General features: G+C 70.3%; 21 protein-coding genes and 1 pseudogene. 7 read left to right on the top strand and 15 right to left on the bottom strand.

The genetic code is table 11. From position 1 onward, the window contains the following. Positions 1-3 precede the first annotated feature (3 nt). The 3 genes from OHS81_RS31635 to OHS81_RS31625 form a co-directional block, all read right to left on the bottom strand. Positions 4-1,551: an ATP-dependent DNA ligase gene (locus tag OHS81_RS31635; protein ID WP_328388910.1), complete on the bottom strand. Its 1,548-nt coding sequence runs from the start codon at positions 1,549-1,551 to the stop codon at positions 4-6. A gap of 93 nt (positions 1,552-1,644) precedes the next feature. Then, entirely contained in the window at positions 1,645-3,045 is a 1,401-nt protein-coding gene (locus OHS81_RS31630; RefSeq protein ID WP_328388908.1) for an FAD-binding oxidoreductase, read from the bottom strand. 10 nt (positions 3,046-3,055) lie between these two features. Further along, on the bottom strand, positions 3,056-4,036 hold the full coding sequence (locus OHS81_RS31625) for an antibiotic biosynthesis monooxygenase (RefSeq protein ID WP_328388906.1): 981 nt from the start codon (positions 4,034-4,036) through the stop codon (positions 3,056-3,058). 94 nt (positions 4,037-4,130) lie between these two features. Between OHS81_RS31625 and OHS81_RS31620 the strand changes: the two genes are divergently transcribed. Next, on the top strand, positions 4,131-4,697 hold the full coding sequence (locus tag OHS81_RS31620; protein WP_129297513.1) for a nucleoside deaminase: 567 nt from the start codon (positions 4,131-4,133) through the stop codon (positions 4,695-4,697). 197 nt (positions 4,698-4,894) lie between these two features. Here OHS81_RS31620 and OHS81_RS31615 read toward each other — a convergent pair whose 3' ends face one another. After that, positions 4,895-5,662 carry a hypothetical protein gene (locus OHS81_RS31615; protein ID WP_328388903.1) on the bottom strand — a complete coding sequence of 256 codons (768 nt, stop codon included), beginning with the start codon at positions 5,660-5,662 and terminating at the stop codon, positions 4,895-4,897. Positions 5,663-6,266: 604 nt separating this feature from the next. On the opposite strand from OHS81_RS31615, the gene OHS81_RS31610 reads away from it, so the two are divergent. Together OHS81_RS31610 and OHS81_RS31605 are read left to right on the top strand one after the other, a co-directional pair. Then, the gene (locus OHS81_RS31610) at positions 6,267-6,977 is read left to right on the top strand and encodes a histone deacetylase (protein ID WP_328388901.1); all 711 of its coding nucleotides are present in this window, start codon (positions 6,267-6,269) and stop codon (positions 6,975-6,977) included. Positions 6,978-7,130: 153 nt separating this feature from the next. Continuing rightward, positions 7,131-7,715 carry a dihydrofolate reductase family protein gene (locus tag OHS81_RS31605; RefSeq protein ID WP_328388900.1) on the top strand — a complete coding sequence of 195 codons (585 nt, stop codon included), beginning with the start codon at positions 7,131-7,133 and terminating at the stop codon, positions 7,713-7,715. Between the two features lie 141 nt (positions 7,716-7,856). Here OHS81_RS31605 and OHS81_RS31600 read toward each other — a convergent pair whose 3' ends face one another. Then, complete coding sequence (locus OHS81_RS31600) at positions 7,857-8,657, bottom strand: TIGR01458 family HAD-type hydrolase (RefSeq protein ID WP_328388898.1); 801 nt, start codon at positions 8,655-8,657, stop codon at positions 7,857-7,859. A 257-nt stretch (positions 8,658-8,914) separates the two neighbouring features. Between OHS81_RS31600 and OHS81_RS31595 the strand changes: the two genes are divergently transcribed. Continuing rightward, positions 8,915-10,300 carry a phosphoribosyltransferase family protein gene (locus tag OHS81_RS31595; protein WP_328388896.1) on the top strand — a complete coding sequence of 462 codons (1,386 nt, stop codon included), beginning with the start codon at positions 8,915-8,917 and terminating at the stop codon, positions 10,298-10,300. Between the two features lie 38 nt (positions 10,301-10,338). Here OHS81_RS31595 and OHS81_RS31590 read toward each other — a convergent pair whose 3' ends face one another. After that, the gene (locus tag OHS81_RS31590; protein WP_328388894.1) at positions 10,339-10,662 is read right to left on the bottom strand and encodes a putative quinol monooxygenase; all 324 of its coding nucleotides are present in this window, start codon (positions 10,660-10,662) and stop codon (positions 10,339-10,341) included. A gap of 173 nt (positions 10,663-10,835) precedes the next feature. Between OHS81_RS31590 and OHS81_RS31585 the strand changes: the two genes are divergently transcribed. Continuing rightward, positions 10,836-11,651, top strand: coding sequence for a DUF899 family protein (locus tag OHS81_RS31585; RefSeq protein ID WP_328388892.1), 816 nt, complete (start codon positions 10,836-10,838; stop codon positions 11,649-11,651). A 98-nt stretch (positions 11,652-11,749) separates the two neighbouring features. Here OHS81_RS31585 and OHS81_RS31580 read toward each other — a convergent pair whose 3' ends face one another. Continuing rightward, a complete protein-coding gene (locus OHS81_RS31580; protein WP_328388890.1) occupies positions 11,750-12,109 on the bottom strand; it encodes a hypothetical protein in 360 nt (119 codons plus the stop codon). A 331-nt stretch (positions 12,110-12,440) separates the two neighbouring features. Here OHS81_RS31580 and OHS81_RS31575 point away from each other — a divergent pair, with 331 nt between their 5' ends. Then, entirely contained in the window at positions 12,441-13,478 is a 1,038-nt protein-coding gene (locus OHS81_RS31575; RefSeq protein ID WP_328388888.1) for a serine hydrolase domain-containing protein, read from the top strand. 103 nt (positions 13,479-13,581) lie between these two features. Here the strand turns inward: OHS81_RS31575 and OHS81_RS37525 are convergent, their stop codons facing one another. The 5 genes from OHS81_RS37525 to OHS81_RS31555 form a co-directional block, all read right to left on the bottom strand. Further along, positions 13,582-13,659 (bottom strand): 50S ribosomal protein bL37, encoded by a 78-nt coding sequence (locus OHS81_RS37525; RefSeq protein ID WP_370454205.1) that lies wholly within the window; start codon positions 13,657-13,659, stop codon positions 13,582-13,584. 250 nt (positions 13,660-13,909) lie between these two features. Then, the gene (locus OHS81_RS31570; RefSeq protein WP_328388886.1) at positions 13,910-15,118 is read right to left on the bottom strand and encodes a 4-hydroxybenzoate 3-monooxygenase; all 1,209 of its coding nucleotides are present in this window, start codon (positions 15,116-15,118) and stop codon (positions 13,910-13,912) included. 129 nt (positions 15,119-15,247) lie between these two features. After that, the gene (locus tag OHS81_RS31565) at positions 15,248-15,703 is read right to left on the bottom strand and encodes a class F sortase (RefSeq protein ID WP_328388884.1); all 456 of its coding nucleotides are present in this window, start codon (positions 15,701-15,703) and stop codon (positions 15,248-15,250) included. Positions 15,704-15,945: 242 nt separating this feature from the next. Then, complete coding sequence (locus OHS81_RS31560) at positions 15,946-16,770, bottom strand: hypothetical protein (protein WP_328388882.1); 825 nt, start codon at positions 16,768-16,770, stop codon at positions 15,946-15,948. Between the two features lie 286 nt (positions 16,771-17,056). Next, positions 17,057-17,566, bottom strand: a complete 510-nt coding sequence (locus tag OHS81_RS31555) for a hypothetical protein (protein ID WP_328388880.1) — start codon at positions 17,564-17,566, stop codon at positions 17,057-17,059. Positions 17,567-17,977: 411 nt separating this feature from the next. Here OHS81_RS31555 and OHS81_RS31550 point away from each other — a divergent pair, with 411 nt between their 5' ends. Beyond that, positions 17,978-18,415, top strand: a complete 438-nt coding sequence (locus OHS81_RS31550; RefSeq protein WP_328388878.1) for a hypothetical protein — start codon at positions 17,978-17,980, stop codon at positions 18,413-18,415. Here OHS81_RS31550 and OHS81_RS37520 read toward each other — a convergent pair. The 3 genes and pseudogenes from OHS81_RS37520 to OHS81_RS31540 form a co-directional block, all read right to left on the bottom strand. Beyond that, positions 18,337-18,618, bottom strand: a pseudogene (locus OHS81_RS37520) (hypothetical protein); the annotation flags it as partial. The gene OHS81_RS31550 and the pseudogene OHS81_RS37520 sit on opposite strands and share 79 nt — an antisense overlap. 36 nt (positions 18,619-18,654) lie before the next feature. After that, a complete protein-coding gene (locus OHS81_RS31545) occupies positions 18,655-19,668 on the bottom strand; it encodes a DUF4331 family protein (RefSeq protein ID WP_328388876.1) in 1,014 nt (337 codons plus the stop codon). A 335-nt stretch (positions 19,669-20,003) separates the two neighbouring features. Further along, positions 20,004-20,258, bottom strand: coding sequence for a hypothetical protein (locus tag OHS81_RS31540; protein WP_328388874.1), 255 nt, complete (start codon positions 20,256-20,258; stop codon positions 20,004-20,006). Positions 20,259-20,543 lie beyond the last annotated feature (285 nt).

Here is a 20,543-nt window from a genome sequence, read left to right as displayed (position 1 = left end):
CGGCTACCTCTCCCCGCCGTCGTGCGCGGTGCGCACCGTCTCCACGGTGTCCGCCTCGGCCGCCGTCTTGTCCTCCCGGTAGCGCACCACCCGGGCGAAGCGCAGGGTCACGCCCGCCGGGTAGCGCGTGGACGTCTGCAGGCCGTCGTAGGCGATCTCGACAACGAGTTCCGGACGCACCGTCACCACGTGGCCGTCGTCCGCCACGGCGAGTTCCCGCAGCCGCTCGGTCTGCCAGCCGAGGGTGGCGTCGGTGAGCCCCTTGAAGGTCTTGCCCAGCATCACGAATCCGCCGTCCGGCCCGCGCGCCCCGAGGTGGAGGTTGGACAGCTTCCCGGTACGCCGGCCGTGGCCCCACTCCGCCGCGAGCACCACCAGGTCCAGGGTGTGCACGGGCTTCACCTTCAGCCAGGCGGCGCCCCGGCGGCCCGCGCTGTAGGGGGCGTCCAACGCCTTGACCACGACGCCCTCGTGGCCCCGGCGCAGGGTCCGGGACCAGAAGTCCTCGGCGGCCGCGCGGGCCGCGGCGTCGGACGGGTCGGCGACCACCTGGCGGCGCACCCGAAGGCGCTCGGGCACCAGCCGGGCCAGTTCCGCGTGCCGCTGCTCACCGGGCAGTTCCAGCAGGTCGCGGCCGTCGACCGAGAGGAGGTCGAAGAAGACCGGGGACAGCGGCAGTGCGGCCTGCGCCGCGGCGACGTCCACCCGCGAGCCGAACCGTCCCGCGACCCGCTGGAAGGGCAGCGGGCGGCCCTCGCCGTCCAGCGCGATCACCTCGCCGTCGAGGATGAAGCGGTCGGCCGGCAGCTCCCGGGCGACGGCGGTGACCTCGGGGAGCCGGTCGGTGACCTCGTCCAGGGTGCGGGTGTGGATCCGGACGTCCGGCCCGTGCCGGTGCACCTGGACGCGGATGCCGTCGAGCTTCTCCTCCACCGCGCAGGCACCGAGCTTGTCCACCGCCTCGGCCACCGTCTTGGCGCTGTGCGCCAGCATCGGTCCCACGGGACGCCCGACGGTGAGCCGGAACTCCGCGAGCGCCGACGGCCCCCCGGCGAGCAGCGCCCGCGCCACGTCCTGCAGGGATCCCGCCAGCATCACGGCCCGGCGGACGTCGGCCGCGGGCACCCCGGTGGCGGCGGCGAGCCCTTCGACCGCGAGGGCGTCCAGCGCGCCCTGCCGCACCTCGCCGGTGAGCAGGCCGACCAGGAAGCGCTGCTCCTCCCGTGTCGCCGCGGCCAGCAGCTCCCGGACCAGCCGGCGCCGCTCGTCCTGCGCCCCGGCGCCGGAGACCCGCGCCAGCCCGGTCAGCGCGGTATCCACCTCGCCCACGGTCAGCGTCGCGCGCTCCGCGGCCGCCACCGGCTCGCGCAGCACGCTCCAGCCGACCCCGATCCGCCCCTGGGGCAGCCGCCCGGCCAGATACGGGATGACCACCGGGACGTCCTGTGGTGCGGCGGCCCGGAACAGCCCGGCCAGCAGCGCGATCTTCTGCGAACGCGCCGATGTTGCCGCGACATCGGCGGAGACCTGTGCGAGAGCGGCCAGCAGCATAGGGCCATGGTGCCCCCGCGGCGCCGGGGCCGCTCCTCCGGGCGCGGTGCCGCACCGGCACGGGTCCCGCGCCCGGGGCGGGCCGGCCCCGCATCAGGGGGCGAGATACGAGTGGAAGAGGTTGTCCGGGTCCCACTGCGCCTTGATCTCCTGCAGGCGGTCCCAGGCGGCGGGGGTGTACGAGCGCCGGGCCCGTGCGGCGTCGGCTTCCAGGTCCGTTTCGGCGATGTAACGGAAACCGTTGCCCTGCGGGTCCGCGGCGGCCATCGCCTCGCGCAGCCAGCGTGCCTGGGCCTCGTCCTCGGCCGGGTCCTCCCAGATCGCGTAGCAGACGAGGTAGGACTCGCCGAGCGGGGCGAAGGCCATGTTCCGCAGCAGAGGGGGGTGCTCGGAGACCGGCAGCACCGGGGAGAGCACCAGGGACTTCCCGGAGGGGGCGTCGGCCACCGCACCGGCGATACGGGTCAGCTGGGTGGCGTAGCTCTCCGGTGACCACAGGGTGTCCGCCGCATACCGGTGGGCCGGTGGCCAGGCGGACATCGCGCCCTCGTGGAGTGCGGCGAAGGAGGTCGGTGCGGCCGGCTGCCGGTCGACAGCGAGCTCGCCGAAGGGGCAGCCGGCGAACGGCTCCAGCGCCTGCAGGGCCTCGCTGTGTGCCGTGGCGAACGCGGTCGCGGTGACCGTGATCCGGGGGCCCGCCGGCGCCGTGCCGGCCCGCGGACCGGGGGGCATCAAGGCGAAGGCCGTTTCGACGTACGGCGGGAGCCCGCGCGCGGTCCGCTCCGCCCACTTGGTCACCCGGGCGACCTCGGTCAGCGGGAAGGTCAGGGAGGTCGTCATGATCGAGGCGGGGTGGGGGTGCAGGGCGAGGCGGAAGCGGGTGACGACCGCACAGAAACCGGGTCCGGCGCCCCGCGCGGCCCAGAAGAGGTCGGGGTTCTCGGTATCGCTGCAGGTGACCGTCCGGCCGTCGGCGGTGACGGCCCGGATCTCCAGGACGTCGGCGCAGGACGCGCCCCAGGCCCGGGAGTTCCAGCCCAGGCCGCCGCTGAGCAGGAATCCGCCGACCGCCACGGTGGGGCAGTGGCCGACGGGGAACGCCAGATCCCGCGGGGTGAGAGCCGCGACGAGTTCCCGGCCGGTGGCGGCGGGCCCCACCGTGGCCGTCGCCGGGGCGTCGCCGGCCGCGGGCGCGATATGGCACTCCCGGAGCGCGGAGAGGTCGAGCAGCAGCCCCCGGTCGCGCAGCGGCGAGCCGGACCAGTTGTGCCCGCCGGAGTACATCGAGATCCGCAGTCCCCGGGTGCGGGCGTAGGTGACGGCGTGTGCCACGTCCGCCTCCGTGGCGGCGCGCACGATGATTTCGGGGAACCGCTGGGGCCGACGCGCGTTCCACACGGCAGCGGACCGGGCGGCTTCGTAGCCGGCCTCGCCCCGCGTCACCAGCGTGCCCTGGAAATCCTCCTCCGTCGCTGCCGGTTCCCGTGGGCACATCGTGGCCTCCTCACCAGATCTGGTGGGTGATCAGACCGAAGACGGCGATGGACACCAGGTAGCCGAGCAGCACCAGCCCGACACCCAGCACCTGTTCCTTGCGGCCGGTGGCCCGGGAGGGCACCAGCCAGAAGGCGAGTGCCCTGTTGACGAGCGGCATCAGCAGCCAGGTCAGCGCGCTGACACTCAGGACGTTGGACAGGAACAGGCCGATGTACTCACGGATGGTGAGCTTCTCCAGCCCTACTCCCACGGTCAGGTTGAGCACCATCACCGTCGGATAGAGCGCCAGGACGACGGACATCGCCTGTTTCCAGTTGGGCGGCGCACCGCCCCTGCGGTCGAACCGGAACCACCCGCTGAATGCCGAATCGACCTTGCGCACGTCGTACGAGGTGAAGTACTTGCTCCCCTCCGCCAGCAGTTTTGCGCGTACCTCGGAGTGGAGCCAGTCGTCGAGGTGTTCGCGGGAGTCGAACCGGAAGACGACGACCCAGTGCTCCTGCACGCCCTCCACGGGCTTGAACAGCTCGGACCCCATGAAGCCCGGCGCCTTCTCCTGCGCCGTGAGCGTCTTCTCCTGCCAGCGCAGAAACTGCTGCTCCCGTCCCGGTTTGACCTCGTGGGAGATGACGGCCGTGACCACGTCGGCAGCCGGCCGCGCGGGACTGCCGCCCCGCAGCACCTCCTGCGTCGGAGGGTTTTCGAAGAGTCCGCGCGCCTCGTAGAGCAAGTCCTGACGCCGCCCCGACTCCAGCCACGCGGTCAGACCGTCCATTCCGGAAAAGCGAAATACGGCCACCCATTCGTTTTCTTCGCCGGCGCCGGGCGGATACACCTCGGCGTCCACGAAACCCTCGAATTCACGGGCGGCCTGATTCGCTCTGTCCTGCCAACGCCGGTACTCGTCGGTGCGGCCTTCGCGCACCTTCTGCGAGGTCACCACGGTGGCGATGTCTGCCGCGGAATCACGGCTTGCACGGGCACTCACCTTGAGTAGCCTAGTACAGAAGAGATTTACCCGGCAAATGGGGCATTTCCCTAACCGTTCCGCAGAGGAATCGATGCCGATCGGAGACTCCGTAATGGAACACAAAGAACTTCTCGCAGAGGCTGTGCGGCTCGCCACGGAATCCGTGGAGAACGGTTGGGGCGGCCCGTTCGGTGCGGTACTCACGCGGGACGGGAACATCGTCGCCCGCGGGCAGAACCGTGTACTGCTGACCGGGGACCCCACCGCGCATGCCGAGATGGAGACGATCCGGAAGGCCATACAGATCCTCAACCCCGAAGCTCCGAGCATCGCCGTGGAGCATCAGAACGAGAGCACGCTGGAGTACGTCCCGCGGCCGCCCGGCTCACCGGACCCGGTCCCGGAACGGGCCCGGATGCTCCAGGGCACTTCGATCTACATCAGCGGCGCGCCCTGCCCCATGTGCATGAGCGCCATCTACTGGTCGCGGATCGACGCCGTCTACTACAGCTGCGACCTCGAGGACACCGCGAAGATCGGCTTCGACGACACGTTCCAGTACGAGGACTTCAAGAGGCCGCTCGACGAGCGCCGGATCAAGATCGAACAGATCTACCCCGAGATGGGCGCCGAGTCGTACGCGACCTGGATGAACCGGCCCGACAAGCACCCGTACTGACGGAGGGTCACCGACCAGCACCGCACCGGCGGAACACGGCACGGCCCGTGACGGCCGCCCGGCGCCCGCAGCGCCGGGCGGCCGCCCCTTCGCGGGACGCGCGCCGGGACGGGCGTGCGCGGCGCCCGGCCCGGCCCGGGGCGCGTCCGGTACTCGTGCACGGGCCCGCCGGCAGGGCGCGCAGCGGGCCGGGCGGCTCACTCGTACATCACGTACTCCGGCTGCGGCCGCAGCGCCAGGACCTCCTTCGGCGTCATCAGGCGGCTGCCCTTCGCGTCCTCCTCGTAGAACAGCTTGAAACCGGTGTGGAGGCCGCCGGGCAGACCCTTGACCAGTTGGTTCCAGGTCCCGCGCTTCAGGCCCGGCGAACCGATGCCGTCGGCGCTCTTGATGAGCGCCACGCCGGGCTGGGGGCACAGGGCGGACTGGTCGCCCACGACGGACGTGGCGACCTGGTGGAACACCAGCGGCTTCTCCGGCAGATCGTGCTCCCGCACCAGTCCGGACAGATAGCGGGCCACCTTGGTCAGCTCATGGCCGTCGGTGTGCCCGTAGGTGTCACCCGGCACCTCACCGGAGCCCATCTCCCATTCCGGGTCGAGCGCAATCCCCACATCGGGGTGGACGAGCCAGTCGCGCAGCGCCTTGACCTCGTCGAGCACCGAGGCGCGGCCCGGCTGGATGTTCAGCAGCAGGAGCGCCCGCCGGTTGCGTGCCAGGCGGTGGAAGCGGCGGATGGTGGCCGCGGGTGTCCGGGAACGGTAGGCGCCGTCCGGGCCGGCCGTGGCGTTGGCCACCGTCGCCAGAAGTTCGAGTACGGGGAGTGGTTCGCGACCCGCGGCGTACGAGTGCGCCACCTTCTCCGCCTGGGCGGCCCGCTGTTCCGGGTCACCGGTCCCCAGCCGGCCGAGCGCCGCCGCCCCGGGCAGACCGCAGAACCCGACCAGCCGGTAGCGCGGGAACAATTCCCGTCCACCACGGGGAAGTTCGGGGCGGCGCCGCTTCCCCGGGCGGGCCGACGGGGGCGCCGTCGCGGATCCGGACGGGCCCGGGGTGCCGGAACCGGCGGACGGGGAGGCCGGCGAGCCGCCGGGTGGCGAGGCCTTGGGCGCGGAGTCCGCGCGGGAGGAAGACTGCCCGCACGCCGTGAGCAGTCCCAGCCCCGCCGCTGCGGTGGCCGCGAGCAGGTGACGCCGGCTCGCATCCGGCGGTGGAGAGGGCACTGCGGGACGGCGGCCGGCCACCCCTGCCCCGCGTATCCCGGCATCCTCTCGCCCTGACACCTCGTCCGCCACACTGCCTCCGTCCCCCGGCGCCCGGCCGATGACCGGGCACCGGCTGTCCTTCGGACCGGTCCTGTCCGTCGGTCCTGTCCGTCCGGCCCTGCTGGACCGGTCCCGTCCGACCGGTCCTGTCCGTGCAGTGCGCATCTCCAGACCACTCGCGGCAAAACCCGCAGGGGAAACGATCAAGCCACGTCACACCGGCCGTCCGGTCCGTTCACCTGCGCTTCACCGCGTCGCGGCGCCGGCGCTACGGACGCACGGCCCGGCCGCGTAGCGTGAGGACGTGATCAGGCCCCAACGCCTCGAAGCCCTCGACCACTCCCCCGAAGCCGTTCGCCGCCTCACCCCCGTCCGCCGCCTCTGGTACGCCGCATACGGCTCCAACATGCACGCCGAGCGGCTGGCCTGCTATCTGGCCGGCGGACAACCCCCGGGCGGCCTGCGCGCCTACCCGGGCTGCCGGGACCCCCGCCCGCCCGCGCGTACGGCACCGCTGATGCTGCCCGGTCTGCTGTACTTCGCCACGGAATCGCAGGTGTGGACCGGCGGCAGGGCCTTCTACGACCCCGGCCCTGGCGCCGGCCGGCTGCGATCCGGCCGCGCGGAACTTCCCGCCCAGGGCTATCTGCTGACGCTGTCTCAGTTCTCCGATATCGCCGCTCAGGAGATGTGCCGGGAGCCCGGCCGGGATCTCGACCTGACGGAGGTCCTGATCCGCGGCCGGGCCCGGACCGGACCCGGCCGGTACGAAACCCTGGTGTGCGCCGGACTGCTGGACGGTTACCCGGTGCTGACCTTCACCTCCCCGTGGAACAGCCAGGACATCGCCATGAACCCGCCCTCGGCGGCCTACCTGCGGCACATCGCGGCCGGCATCGTCGCCTCCCACCGATGGAGCGCGCGCCGGGCCGCCGAGTACCTTGCCGGCTGCCCGGGAGCCGAGGGGCACTGGACGGCCACGGAGATCGCGGCGCTGCTCGGCGACCCGCGGTGACCGGCGCACGCCCTCCCGGCGCGCCCGGCGCAGCGGACACCCGCCACCGCCGCGCCCGCCCCCGGCACACTGGTGCCGGCCCGGCCGGTGGACCCCGTGGACCCTGGTGGACGACGGTGGACCCCGGCCCCGAGGACTCCAGCGAGGACCGTGATGAGAAAGATCATCTTGTCGATGTCGGTATCCCTTGACGGCTTCATCGAGGGACCGGACCGCCAGATCGACTGGCATCAGGTCGACGACGAGCTCCACCGCTACCTCAACGAGCAGCTGCGGCAGATGGGCGCCTTCATGAGCGGCCGGGTCACCCATGAGCTCATGGCGGATTTCTGGCCGACCGCGGACGCCGATCCCTCAATTACCGGCCCCATGGCCGAATTTGCCGGGATCTGGCGGGACACTCCCAAGATCGTGTTCTCCCGGACCCTGGAACGGGCCGACTGGAACACCACCCTCATGCGCGAGGTCATCCCCGAGGAGATCAAGGCGCTCAAGGCGCAGCCGGGCGGAGACCTGGCGCTCAGTGGCGCCGATCTCGCCGCGGCGTTCATGGCGCACGACCTGATCGACGAGTACCACGTCTATGTCCATCCGGTCCTCATCGGCCGGGGCAAACCCCTCTTCCGGACCACGGACACCACAACCTTGACCTTTCTGCGGCTCGCCGGGACCCGGTCCTTCGGCAACGGCGTCGTCCTCCTCCACTACCGGCGCGCCGAGGACCCCGCCACGGGATGACCGCCCGTGGCGGCACCGGTCCACGGGTTCACCGGTTCGACGGTTCGCCGGCCCGAACCGTCAAGCACGCACCGTCACGGCACGCACCGTCACGGCACGCGCCACACCCGCACCGCCACTGCACGCACCACCACCGCACCATCACGCCAGGCCCAGCAGACCGGGCAGATCGGCGAAGGAATCGAGCACATGGTCAGGTGTGCCATCGACCGCCCGGTGCGTCTCCGGCAGGTACTTGCCGGTCTTGACGAGCACACCGGTGATCCCGCAGCGCTGGGCCGCCAGCACATCGGACTCGATATCGTCGCCCACCATCAGCGCCTGTGCGGCCGGGGCACCGACGTGCGCCAAGGCGGTGGCGAAGAAGGCCTCGGCCGGCTTGCCGGTGACCGTTGCCTCGACCCCCGCCGCCCGTTCCAGCCCCGCCAGGAAGGCCCCGGTGTCCAGATCGAGCCCGTCCGCCGTACGCCAGTACAGATTGCGGTGCATGGCGACCAGCCGGGCACCGCGTTGCAGCTGCCGGAAGGCGCTGTTGAGGGCCGGGTAGCTGAAAGCCTCGCCCGCGCCGCCGAACACGATCACCTCCGGTGCCTCCCTGCCCTCGTCGCCGGCCTCCTCCGCCACGAGCGTCACGCCGGCCAGATCCGCCCGGACCTCACCGCTGTTGATCAGCCGGCAGCGTGCGTGCGGATGGTGTGCGCGCAGGTAGGCCGCCGTGACGGCGGGCGCGGTCAGGATGTCGTCGGCACCGACGGGAAATCCCTCCTCGGCCAGCCGCCCGGCGACCGCGGCACGGGTCCGCGAGGTGGTGTTGGTGACCAGCACCAGCGGGAGTCCCGCGGCACGCAGCCGCTCCATGGCCACCACCGCGCCGGGCAGCGCCTTCCAGGACACGGTGAGCACGCCGTCGATATCGATCAGGACCGCTCCGATTCCCTTCATACGCCGACGGTAACCATCATCCGGCCTGGCCGGGCGGTGAGCGGGCGCCGCCCAGGCACTGCCGGTGGACGGGCACTGCCGGTGGACGGGCACTGCCGGTGAACGGACGCCTCCGGTGGCCGGGCGCCGACGGTGATTGAGCGCCGCCGATGGCCGGGCACCGCCGCGGCCCGACTTGCGAAGCCCCCGCTGATGGGGTTATTTCGAAGTGAGGTGTGAACGCAGCTACCGTCTCCCCTGGCTAGGGGGTGCACACTGTGCTGTTCACTGACCGTGCGGATGCAGGGCACCGCCTCGCCGAATCGCTGGGGCACCTGCAGAGGGAAGAGCCCGTCGTGCTGGGCCTGCCGCGTGGCGGGGTCCCGGTGGCCTTCGAAGTGGCCCGGGCGCTCGGCGCCCCGCTCGATGTGATCGTGGTCCGCAAGCTGGGAGTCCCCTACCAGCGCGAGCTGGGTTTCGGCGCCATCGGCGAAGGCGGCGTACGGGTGATCAGCGACGACATCGTCCGCCGCGGCCGGCTCGACCAGGCGGACCTGGCATCCGTGGAGCACGCCGAGGCGGCGGAGCTCACCCGCCAGGCGGAGCGCTTCCGCGCCGGACGGCGACGGCTCGACCTCGCGGGCCGTACGGCGATCGTCGTGGACGACGGGATCGCGACCGGCGCCACCGCGGCCGCCGCCTGCGAGGTGGTACGCGCGCAGGGCGCGGCCCGGGTGGTGCTTGCGGTACCCGTGGCGCCTCCGGACGCGGCCGAGCGGCTGCGCGGCTCGACCGATGAATTCGTCTGCCTCTCCACCCCGTTCGCCTTCTCCGCCGTCGGCGAGTGGTACCAGGACTTCTCCCAGACCCCGGACGACGAGGTCGTCTCCTTGCTGGCACAGGCCTCGCAGGCACCGGCCGCGGCCGGGCCCGAGCCGGCCACCGAGGCCCCTGACGGGACAACGGGTGCGCGAACGACGGCGGAGACGGATGTAGCGGAGGAAACGGACGCGGCGAAGGAAACGGATGTGGCCGAGGAAGTGGCGATCGACGCCGCCGGGGTCCGGCTCACCGGCGACCTCGCCGTGCCGGCGGGGGCCCTGGCGGTGGTGATGTTCGCCCATGGCTCGGGCAGCAGCCGGCACAGCCCGCGTAACCGGCTGGTCGCCGCAGCCCTGAACGAAGCGGGCCTGGGCACCCTGCTCTTCGATCTGCTCACACCGGCGGAGGAAGCCCACCGGTCGAACGTCTTCGACACCGAAACCCTCGCCGAGCGGCTGGCGGACGCCACCGGGTGGCTGCGCGGCCGCTTCGCGGGCCCGATCGGTTACTTCGGCGCCAGCACCGGAGCCGCGGCGGCACTACGGGCCGCCGCGACCCCCGACGCGGACATCGGTGCCGTGGTCTCCCGCGGCGGCCGCCCCGACCTCGCCGGACCGCTGCTCCCCGCCGTGCGGGCGCCGACGCTGCTCATCGTGGGCGGCAACGACCCCGTGGTCATCGACCTCAACCGCGAGGCCGAGGCGGCGCTGCGCGCGGAGACCCGCCTGGAGATCGTTCCCGGCGCCACCCATCTCTTCGAGGAACGCGGAGCCCTCCAGCAGGTCGCCGACCTTGCCCGGGACTGGTTTGTCAGCCACTTGGTGGCACCGGCCCGGCCGTAGCGGGTGGGGCCCTCCTCAGTCGATGGTGATCTCGCCCCTCAGTCGATGGTGATCTCGCCCATCGCGCTCCAGCCGTTCGCACCCTCGATGGTGGTGCTCACGATGTCCGGGGTACGACGCAGCAGCGGGCGCATCGTCTCGATCCCGGCGCGGAAGTGGTCGGAATTGACATGCGCTTCGGCAGCATCGTCCTGGAATGCCTCGACCAGGACATAGGTGTTCGGGTCCTCGACGCTGCGGGACCATTCGAACCACAGATTGCCGGGCTCGGCGCGGGTGGCGCCGGTGAAGGATGCGACGTGCTGCGGCCACTCTTCGGCGTACTCGGGTTTCACGGGGAACTTGACGACAATGAAGATCATCCACCGAGTCTAAGAGCGCGGCCGTGAACTTGTCAGCCCGAGGTGGTCCGTGCAGGCTCGGCGGAGGGCGCCCCATTGCCGCGATGAGTTTGGGCCGCGTCGCGAGTCTGTTCCGGTGAGCGTCGTGGGACGCCGTACGACGCCGCCCGGCACGAGACACCACGGAGGACACCATGACGACCACGCCCGGCAGCGCGAGCAGCGACCTCCCCGGCAAGCCGCCGGTCGTCGGCCTGGCCACCTGGCAGGCGGCGCGCGAGGAGCTGCTGGTCCGCGAGAAGGCGCACACCCATGAGGGCGACGCGATCGCCGCGGCCCGGCGGCGGCTGCCGATGGTCGAGCTCGACGGCACCGTCGAGGTCACCGGCGCTGACGGGCCGGTCCCGTTCCTCGACCTGTTCCAGGGGCGCGACGAGCTCGTGGTCTACCAGCACATGTGGTACGACGGCGCCCCGCACCAGGGGCAGTGCGAGGGCTGCACCACCACGGCCTGGCACATGAAGGACGCCGTCTACCTCAACGCCCGGGGCGTCTCGTCCGCCGTCCTGACCTCGGGCCCGTGGGACGAGGTGGCTCCCTACGTCGCGTTCATGGGCTACACCCAGCCCTGGTACTCGGTGCGGGGCGTGGCGGCGCCGATCGGCGGGGAAATGGGCCACCTCCTCTGCTTCCTGCGCGACGGCGACCGCGTGTTCCTCACCTACTCCACGACGGGCCGCGGCAATGAGCCGGTCAACGGGTCCCTCGGCCTGCTCGACATGACGCCCTACGGCCGCGGCGAGGCGTGGGAGGACAACCCCGAGGGCCGGCCCGTGATCGGCGATGTCCGCGAGGGGTACCCGTCCGGGGGCCGGCAGGCCTGCTGGTACTGGCGCTCGGATGCCGACGGCGTCGCCACCTGGGGTCCGACCAGCCGGCCCGTACCCCAGTGGACCCGCCCCGGCGCGGCCCCCGTGGAGACCCTGGGCCGGCAGGGTCCCCACCACTGACGCGCCTTGGTCGGCGTCGGCGTCGGCGTCGGCGTCGGCGTCGGCGTCGGCGTCGGCGTCGGCGTCGGCGTCGGGCGACCAGGGCATACCCGCCGCCGTCACGCGCGGCCGTCCGTACCGGGCTCGGCCGGCGAGGGGCGGTTCAACGACTTGACCAGCAGCACTCCCACCACGATCAGCCCTGCGCCGAGCCATACCGGCCCCGCGTTGAAGGCGAGCACCAGGATCCCCACCGGGGTCGGATAGCCGGCGAGCGGCAGGAGCAGGTCGCTGACCGGTGGTTCCGGCGGTCCCGGCAGGCCCTGTTCCCGCCGGGCACGCGCACGCACGACATCCGGATACCACCGTGTGAACTGCAGCGCGACGATGACGGCCGCGATCTGGATGATCCACCCCGTCCACAGATCATGGGAATTGTGCAGCACGAGGTCGCCGAAGGCCCCCACTATCGCCGCCACCCCGAAAGCGGCACCCCATACGCCGGTGATGTAGTAAGCCGGGGCAAGGGCACGTCCCGATGCTGCTCAGGGCCAGCTCAGGGGCGGATCAGGGAGATCCCTGAAGGCAGCGCGGGCGGCACACGGAAAGCTGTCCGGCATGAGCCCTTCTTCCTTCACGAGCCCTTCCCCCTTAACCCGCAGGGTGGTTGTGGGCGCCGCGCTGTCCGGTGCGGTGGCGGCCGCGACAGCGGGGCCGGCGCGAGCCTCCTCCCGTCCGCCCGCACCCCGCTCGTCGGACGGTCCGCCGCCTCGGCCCGGCCCGGCACCCGCGCCCGTTCCTCCGCTGAATGTGCCGGCACTGCGGGCCGCCGTCGGTGACCTCGCGCATCCGCAGCTGACCGGCTGCCAGCTGCGGGTGAGCGGCTCTGCCGGGCGGTGGTACGGCACCGCCGGCGTCGCCGACCGGGACACCGGGCGGGAGATCCATGAGCGGGACACCTTCCGGATCGGCAGTATCACCAAGGTGTTCGTGGCGACGGTGGTGCTGCAGCTCGCGGCCGAACACCGGCTCCCGCTGGAGACGCCGGTCCAGCGGTGTCTCCCGGGTCTGCTGCCGACGCATTTCCCGCCGGTCACGGTGTTGCAGCTGCTGCAGCACACCAGCGGGCTGCCCGACGAGCAGGCCCCGCCCTATGACCTGTCCACCCCGGAGTCGATTGCCCGGCACCGCTACGACCGGTGGACGCCCCACCAGATCGTGGCGCTGGTTTCGCACGGTTCCATGAAATTCACCCCGGGCACCAGGCAGGAGTACCGGGGCATCAACTACGTCCTTCTGGCACTGCTGATCGAGGAGCTGACGGGGCGCCCCTACGGCGAGGTGATCGCCCGTCGCATTCTGCGCCCACTGGACCTGCGGCACACCTCCGTGCCGGGCAACGACCCGTACCTCCACGGGCCCCATGTGCACGGCTATATGAAGATGACGGACGGATCCCTGCTGGACATCACCGCGTTCGACCAGTCGCTCGCCTGGGGTGAGGGCGAGATGATCTCCCACACCGGCGATCTGGACCGCTTCCTGACGGCCCTATTCTCGGGCGAACTTCTGCCGCCTCGTCAACTGGAGCGGATGTTCACCCTGCCGCCCGACGAGGTGCTCATGCTGGACGGCAGCCCTGCGCGCTACTCCGCCGGCCTGCAGACCGTCACGGTCAACGGCATCACGCTGTGGGGCAAGACCGGTGAACGGTACGGCTATTCCTCGGCCTTGTTCGCCACCCGCGACCAACAGCGGCGCGTGGTCATCTCGTTCAACCCGACCCGTCGCGACGCCACCCAGGCACAGGCCACCCAGCGCATAGCCGAGGCCCTGACCAGGCCCTGACCAGGGTGCGGTGACCACTGTGGGCTCCTCGCGTCCGCCGAAATGGAGGCGAGGAGCCCACAGAAACCCCCTCGGGGAGGTCCCTCAGGTCACCGTCCTTGATTCAGGACTGCGGCCGCTTGCCGTGGTTGGCCCCGTTCTTGCGACGGGCCTTCTTCTTGCGACGGCGCTTCGACGACATGGCGTCTCCCTTCCTCGGAGTTTCAGCGATGCTTTTCGCCGAATTTCTACCACTTCACAACGGTATCTCGCCCGGCGATCACGTGGCCGCGTACCCGGCCCGCCGGGAGCCCACCCCACTCCGGGATGTGAATCACCCCACGGACGTGCGGTTTCGGGTGCGTCGGTCACGACACTACAGATCCGCGTCCCCGCCGAGATACAGCCCGGGCTACGGATCCGCGTCCCCGCCGGGGTACAGCCCGCCGGGACTACAGATCCGCCTCCTCTCCGAGGTACAAGCCGGCGAACGCCTTCGCCGCGGACGGGGACCCCAGCAGCCGCCGCAGCCGCGCGGAGGCCGTGCCCGCCTGCATGCGGTCGCCGGACGAGGCACCGTGCAGCACATAGGAGAGCCACTGCGAGAACTCCAGGTACTGCCAGACCCGCCGAAGACAGGCCTGGCCATAGCCTTCGAGGCCGCTGTCGTCGCCCTGGTAGTGCGCGATCAGCGCCTCGCTGAGCAGCAGGGCGTCGTGGAGCGCCAGGTTCATGCCCTTTGCGGCGATCGGCGCCACCAGGTGCGCCGAGTCACCCGCCAGGTAGAGGCGGCCGTACGCCATCGGCTCCACCACGTAGTCGTGCATGTCCAGGACCGCCTTCTCGATCAGCGGCCCTTCGGTCAGCGGCGGGGCGCCGGCGGCGGCGAGCCGGGTGTGCAGCTCGTTCCACACCCTGCTGTGCGACCAGTTCCCGGCGTCCTCGCCCGGCTCGACCTGGAGGTAGTAGCGGGTGACCTGGGGACTACGGGCCATATGGGCACCGAATCCGCGCTCGTGGATACCGAAGACCACACCGTCGGCGGACGGCGGCGCCTCGGCGAGGAGCGCGAGCCAGGCGACGCCGTGGTCATGGCGGGTGAGGACCGCCCGGCCGGCGGGTATGGCCGCCCGGCTCACCCCGCGCGCACCGTCGCAGCCCGCGATGAAGTCGCACGCGATACGGTGCCGGGCGCCGGTCACCGGGTCGGTGTAGGAGACGGCCGGCCGGTCCCCGCCGATGTCGTGCAACTCCACCTCGCGTACACCGAAGCGCACCTCACCGCCCGCCGTGTCCGCATACGACGCCACCAGGTCGGTGACCAGCAGCGGCTGTGGATAGACGTAGTGGCGCCGCCCCGACAGCTGTGCCGTCGGTACGAGGTGCCGCTCGCCGTCGAAGCGGAACTCGAACTCCCCCTGGGTTTCGGCGCGTTCGAGCAGCCGGTCGGCCAGCCCGTGCCGGGCCAGCGCATGCACCGCCCACTCCTCCATGAACCCGGCGCGCGGCCGCTGCTCGATGAATTCCCTGCTCTCCGTCTCCAGCACCACACAGTCGACTCCGGCGGCGCGCAGCAGATTTGCCACGGTGAGTCCGGCGGGCCCGGCGCCGACGATGACGACACGGGTGCGCGTGAGGGGCAGGGAGGGGGTGGAGGACACGTCGCGGGGTTCCCTTCAGGGCGAGCAGAAAGATCGCACGCAGTATGGCGGTTGCTGACCGCGGACGATCCGGCGGCCCGGCTTCCCGTAAGGGGCGCCGGACCGTCGGCCCGTTCTCAGGGATTCGGCTTACGCACTGCCCGTGAGGCTGGCGAACACCACCACATTGTCGGGGAAGTAGTGCCGGCCCTCGTCGTACCGGCCGCCGCAGGTGATCAGGCGGAGGCCGGCATGGTCGATGTTCTTGTACACCTCGACCGTGGGGAACTTGTTCTTCGGGTACTGGGCGACACGGTCCACCGTGAATTTCGCGGTCTTCCCGTCCTGCCGGGCGACCTCGATGGTGTCACCGGCCTTCATCGTCGACAGCTTCTCGAACACCGACGGCTTGCCGTTCCAGGAGACATGACCTGCGATCACGGCGGGTCCCTGGGAGCCGGGCGTCGGCCCCGGCCGGTACCAGCCCGCCTTGTCGGGATCGCGCGGGGTCTCCATGGCTCCGTTCTTGTGCTGTCCCAGCGTCTCCAGCGTGGAGGAGACCTGGAGCGACGGGATGGAGAGCCGTTGCGGAGCGGACTTCGGCATGCTCGCGGCAGCCTGGCTCCCGGATCCTTCACCCGTCGCTCCGTCCTGGGCCGAGCCCCCGCCCTGGGACGAGTCCCCTCCCTGGGCCGGCGGCTGCCCCACGGGAGCCGACGGGGGCGACGCCGTTTCCTGTCCTCCGCACCCGGCGACGAGCACGCTCGCCAGTGCCGCGGCGATCGCGCAGCCGAGGACTCGGTGGCCCCGGCGCCGTACAGTGATCACGCTGTCCTCGCTCCGGCGGCTCATGCGACGCTCCCGTTGCTCCCGGGCCGCCCGGCGGCGAGCACGGTCTTCCGCCGCCGCATGACGGCCAGCACACCGGTCAACGCCACGAAGGCGACGCCTCCGGCCCCCAGCACCGCGAACGGCACCCCTTCCTCCTCGGAGGGCCCGGTTCCGGTCTCGACCCCGCCGACCGGTATGGACCCCACCGCAGCGCCTTTGACCTCACCGCAGTTGGTCGGAGCGGTGGCCTCCTGGGGGAGCTTGGGATCGAGTTCGCTCTTGCCCGCACCGTCGAAGTCGTATTTCTGGTTGTTGTTGCGGTCGATGCCGTGCTGCACGATGTGCAGGTCCTTGATGTGGTCGACCACGGCCTGGGAGACGGTGAGTGTGCGCTGGTAGGAGAGCTTGCCCTGCGCGTCCGCCATGGGCATACGGTCGACGGCGAGACCGCTCATCATGTCCGTGGGTCCCTTGGTGGTGAGGGAGATGTTGATGTTGCCGTAGTCGACCGTCGCTTCGGTGTTGTCGATGACTCCGTCGCCGTTCGTGTCGGCGCTCGCATCCGGGCAGTGGAAGTCATGACCATCGGTGGAGCCGTGGAGGTGCTGGGCGTGGGGCTGTCCGGGTACGAGACCCTCGGACTCGATCTTCACCGTCAGCCGGTTGCCCTGGAGGCTGAGCATCGCCGTGCCCTTGGAACCGGAGTCGTTCAGCTGCGCCAGATTGATCTGGAACGCTCCGGTGCCCTCGGCGGCGGCCTGGGACGAGGCGCCCACGGTGAGGGCCATGGCGGCGGGCAGAGCGACGAGTGCGGCGAGGCGGCTGGTGCGCTTGGCTATCACGTTCGATCCTTTTCCGGCGGCCTCCGCGGGGAAGGGGGGAGGCCGCACGTCGTCCGGGTTCGAGACAGACACCTCGGCGAGGTGTCTGCCGTGATTCGGAACCGCAACGCCCACGGATTGGTGGAGCGTTGAAAAACTTTTGACGACCTTCTCCCGGGCCCCCGACGGAGCCGGCGTCGCACCGGCGGCCGGAGTGGTTACCGTGCAGCCGGCCGCACACCCGGGAACCGGCGCAGCCGACCCGCCCGCCCGCTACCGCTACTACAGGAGCTGCACTCCCCCGCCGTTACAGCACCTTCTTCAAGGTCTTCGTCTGCGCGATCCTGCCGGTCTTCAAGGCGATCCACGAACCGTCGCCGAAGGCGATATCGGCCCGGAACTCCTGCCGCGCCGGGTGGGGCTGCTGCCGCTGGGCAAACGCCTCCCGCGGGAATTCCGCGAGCAGACGGGCGGGCAGGTGCCGTGAGAGCGTCATCGGCTCGCTCAGCACGAGCAGCCGCCGGCTGGTGACCACCAGCAGAAAATCGTCGTTCTCGCCGTCCGAGTCGTACGCGTTGCGCACGGCGATGAGCAGGCTTCCGGCCATACTGCGGTACCCGCCACCCCAGGACCACCCGTGAAACGAGCGGCGCAGACACCGGTAGAACCTGCTCCAGCCACGCTCGACATGATCGGAGAAGTCATCGCCCTCAACGAGCCACTGCAGCCGCTTCCAGGAGTCCGGGATGAGCCAGGGCAGGGGTGTCGCACCGACCGCCCAGCGGATCGGAGTGTGCCGGTCTTCTCCAGCGTCCACTGGACCGCCTCGTCCACGGCTCCGCTGATGGCGCTCCGGTCCGGACTCCGGGCGTGCGGGACCTCGGGGAACTCCGTCTGGTGCGCGTTGTGGGTCCAGTCGTACGCGGCACTCGGACTGCCGGCCTGTGCGGCTGTCGCCGTCACGGTCGGATTCCCTTCATGGAGGAGTCCGTGTGACTCTCGTTGTCGTCGTAGTGGTCGGCGGTAGTGGCGATGCCGCCTGCCGTGTCGTCCAGAATGTCGCGGAGGTCCTTTGACTGGCGGACACCAACGTAGACCGTCTCGTGACCGAGACAGGCAAAACGCACAGCGCCTCCCGCCAGCAGCGACGCGGGGCCACCACACAACCTTCGCCCAGCCTCGGCGGTCACACCGGTGCCATCAGTCACCCACTCGGGAGCCGGAACACGTGAAGCGCACCGCCGCCACCGCACTGACCGCACTCGTCCTGGCCGCCGCGCTCACCGCGTGCAGCAGCGACGACAGCACCAACGCGGCGCCGAAGAAGACACCCACCACGGCGCCGAGTGCCCCCTCCGCCAAGGACATTGCGGGCGCCGAAGCCTCCGCAGGCATCCCGCCCGAGCCGGACGCCGCCATGCGACTTGCCTACATCCGTGCACTGACCGGCATCGACCCGGACATCGTGCACGGCAAGGAGGCCAAAGCCGTCGACCGCGGACGCAATCAGTGCCAAACGATCCACAGCTTCCCCAAGGACACGTCGAAGCAGGCGAGAATGGCGGAGATGCGGTTCACCTCGCCCCGTCACCCCCAGGGCTTCGGCAAGGTCAAGGCCGCCCAGATCGTCGTGGCCGTGCACACAAACCTCTGCCCAAAGTTCTGACCCCAAGCCCGCACGGCCCGGCGTCTTCCCCTGCGGGTTTCCGGGCCGTTCTCGCCCTCGGTTCCGAGCTGGTGCAGCAGGGTGTCGTTGCGGTACTGCGTGAAGCCGGCGTCACGCTCGTGAGCCGGTCGCTGTGCCCAGAGGTTGCCGTCGACGGTGCCCGGGGAGATCACGTTGACCCGTATAGGAGCGAGTTCGACCGCGAGTCCGCGTCCGGGTCGAACCGAACCGCCGCGGGGTCAGTTCCCCTTGGAGTGCGGATTTCCGAGGTAGGGAAATTCGTTCAGAAGGTCCGTGTGCGGTGCGAGCCCGGTGGGAGGGATGTCGCCCTTCGAGAGGAAGGAGAGCCGGTAGTTGATGACGTCGTCGGTGAAGACGCGGCCGTTGGGATATTGCGCGGGCTTCGAGGGATCAAATGCCAGCATGTCGGGCAGAATGCGGTCGGCGTCAATCGCCGCGACGGCTTCTTCGCGTGTGTAATTGCCGGTGTGTCCCATGAGGTGGACGAACAGATCGGTCCAACGCTCACGGTCGTTCACCGGTTCGCCGGCGTTGTACTCCTCCTTCGTCTCGTCGGTGTTGAAGAAGCTGCTGACCGAAGGGTGGGCCGCACGGTCGGCGTGGACGAGCCGGCCGTCCTTCCGGACACTGCACCGGCCCCAGATACGGATCTCGGGGTCGGCGCGGAGCTCACTCGTCGGCAGTTCCATCACCGTCGAGAACACATTGGCTTCCGTGTTCGAGTCGACACCGGTCCACGGTGAGGTGCCACCGAGATGAGGCGCGGTGAAGTTTCTGCCTCCGGTGGTGTCGAAGAGATTCTTGATCCCGTCGTAGTCGAAGAAGAACGCGTCGCTTCGACTACCGGCGAAGAACGTGTAGGGACCGGAGGTGACGCGGTTCGCCATGGTGCCGAACGACACCTCCGCGTCAGTGACGACTTTCTGCCCGACGGCTTCGGCCGAGCGGGCCTCCTCGCCTGTCGCCACGAAGACACTGAAGGTCTGACGGCCGTCCTGCGGTGGAGAGAACACGTAACTGATCGCCATGTCGGCGAGACAGTCCCCGTCATTGTCGATGTTGAGGCGATAGACGGCATCAGGATGCAAAGCATCGGCATTCGGGTTCGCGTTGAGGATGAGCACCGTCCGCGCCGGGTCAGCGGGGGACTGAAACGCGTAGAGGTCACAGAGGTCGAGCCTTTGGTCCCCGAGCGGTGGGCCAAGACTGAGGCCGGTGAAGTGATTCGACATCCTGCATGTCCTTTCGCCGGGACGGGCCTACCGCCACGGCGAGGACAAGAGCCGGCGCTGCGGAACGCGCGTGCCCTTTCCCTGCCAAGGCGGGCTGCCAGGTATGACCCGGACATTGGAGCATGAATGCTGCCGAATCGATTGGATTCATGGCATGCGGCCGGGCTCTTTGATTTCCGCACGGCCGAAGTGAGTGAGCTCAAGGGGCGCGGGTGTCGGCTGGGGATGGGCAGGGTCATCCCATGAGGGTGAATGCTCAGGGACTGGCTGCGTTCCTTGAATCATGGAGTGGTCGACGCCACTGTTCCGCCCCCACGCCCCTGTTGATGAACAGATCAGTCGAGATGCAGCAGGAGGAGCAGGCAACCCACGAGAGCGATGGGAAGCCCCAGAGCACGGAGGAAACCGGGTCGGGCGAATGGCACGGGTACGTAAGGCGTCTCGAGGCGCCCGTTCGCCCAGAGCATTTCGCGGTGGCGCTCAGCCGCCTTCTTTTGCAGTCGCTCGCATCTGCGGCGAATCAGACCGCCGACATCGAACAGCACGGTGGCCCCCACGGCTATGTACACCACTGCAAGCAAGATTCCCATGGCAGGAGCCTATGACGCGATGACAGGAGGTGAGGTCGGGTCTGACGCCTCCCGGCCCCGGGCGCTCGCACACCATGCCGCTGCGCGAGCGCCGCGAACCGTTTGTGGGCAGGTCAGGTCAGCTGCGACGGCCTTCGAAGCTGTCGACCTTGTCGTTCCGGTTCCCGCCATCCGGGTAGACCAGGTTCACCAAGCTGGGGCGGCAACGAGGGATCGAAGTCGCCCCACCACTTCGCCCGTACAACCCAACAGCTTCTCCTGTCGCCATCTATGCGCATGATGTCA

The sequence above is a fragment of the Streptomyces sp. NBC_00400 genome (assembly GCF_036048035.1).
Lineage (GTDB): Bacteria > Actinomycetota > Actinomycetes > Streptomycetales > Streptomycetaceae > Streptomyces.
This window is presented reverse-complemented; position numbering and strand designations above follow the sequence as displayed.

What these genes read in the sequence shown, in the direction of transcription:
- OHS81_RS31635 (WP_328388910.1), bottom strand. Translation starts at nt 1,551, where the DNA reads ATGCTGCTGGCCGCTCTCGCACAGGTCTCCGCCGATGTCGCGGCAACA.
- OHS81_RS31630 (WP_328388908.1), bottom strand. Translation starts at nt 3,045, where the DNA reads ATGTGCCCACGGGAACCGGCAGCGACGGAGGAGGATTTCCAGGGCACG.
- OHS81_RS31620 (WP_129297513.1), top strand. Translation starts at nt 4,131, where the DNA reads ATGGAACACAAAGAACTTCTCGCAGAGGCTGTGCGGCTCGCCACGGAA.
- OHS81_RS31605 (WP_328388900.1), top strand. Translation starts at nt 7,131, where the DNA reads ATGAGAAAGATCATCTTGTCGATGTCGGTATCCCTTGACGGCTTCATC.
- OHS81_RS31600 (WP_328388898.1), bottom strand. Translation starts at nt 8,657, where the DNA reads ATGAAGGGAATCGGAGCGGTCCTGATCGATATCGACGGCGTGCTCACC.
- OHS81_RS31590 (WP_328388894.1), bottom strand. Translation starts at nt 10,662, where the DNA reads ATGATCTTCATTGTCGTCAAGTTCCCCGTGAAACCCGAGTACGCCGAA.
- OHS81_RS31585 (WP_328388892.1), top strand. Translation starts at nt 10,836, where the DNA reads ATGACGACCACGCCCGGCAGCGCGAGCAGCGACCTCCCCGGCAAGCCG.
- OHS81_RS37525 (WP_370454205.1), bottom strand. Translation starts at nt 13,659, where the DNA reads ATGTCGTCGAAGCGCCGTCGCAAGAAGAAGGCCCGTCGCAAGAACGGG.
- OHS81_RS31565 (WP_328388884.1), bottom strand. Translation starts at nt 15,703, where the DNA reads ATGCCGAAGTCCGCTCCGCAACGGCTCTCCATCCCGTCGCTCCAGGTC.
- OHS81_RS31545 (WP_328388876.1), bottom strand. Translation starts at nt 19,668, where the DNA reads ATGTCGAATCACTTCACCGGCCTCAGTCTTGGCCCACCGCTCGGGGAC.
- OHS81_RS31540 (WP_328388874.1), bottom strand. Translation starts at nt 20,258, where the DNA reads ATGGGAATCTTGCTTGCAGTGGTGTACATAGCCGTGGGGGCCACCGTG.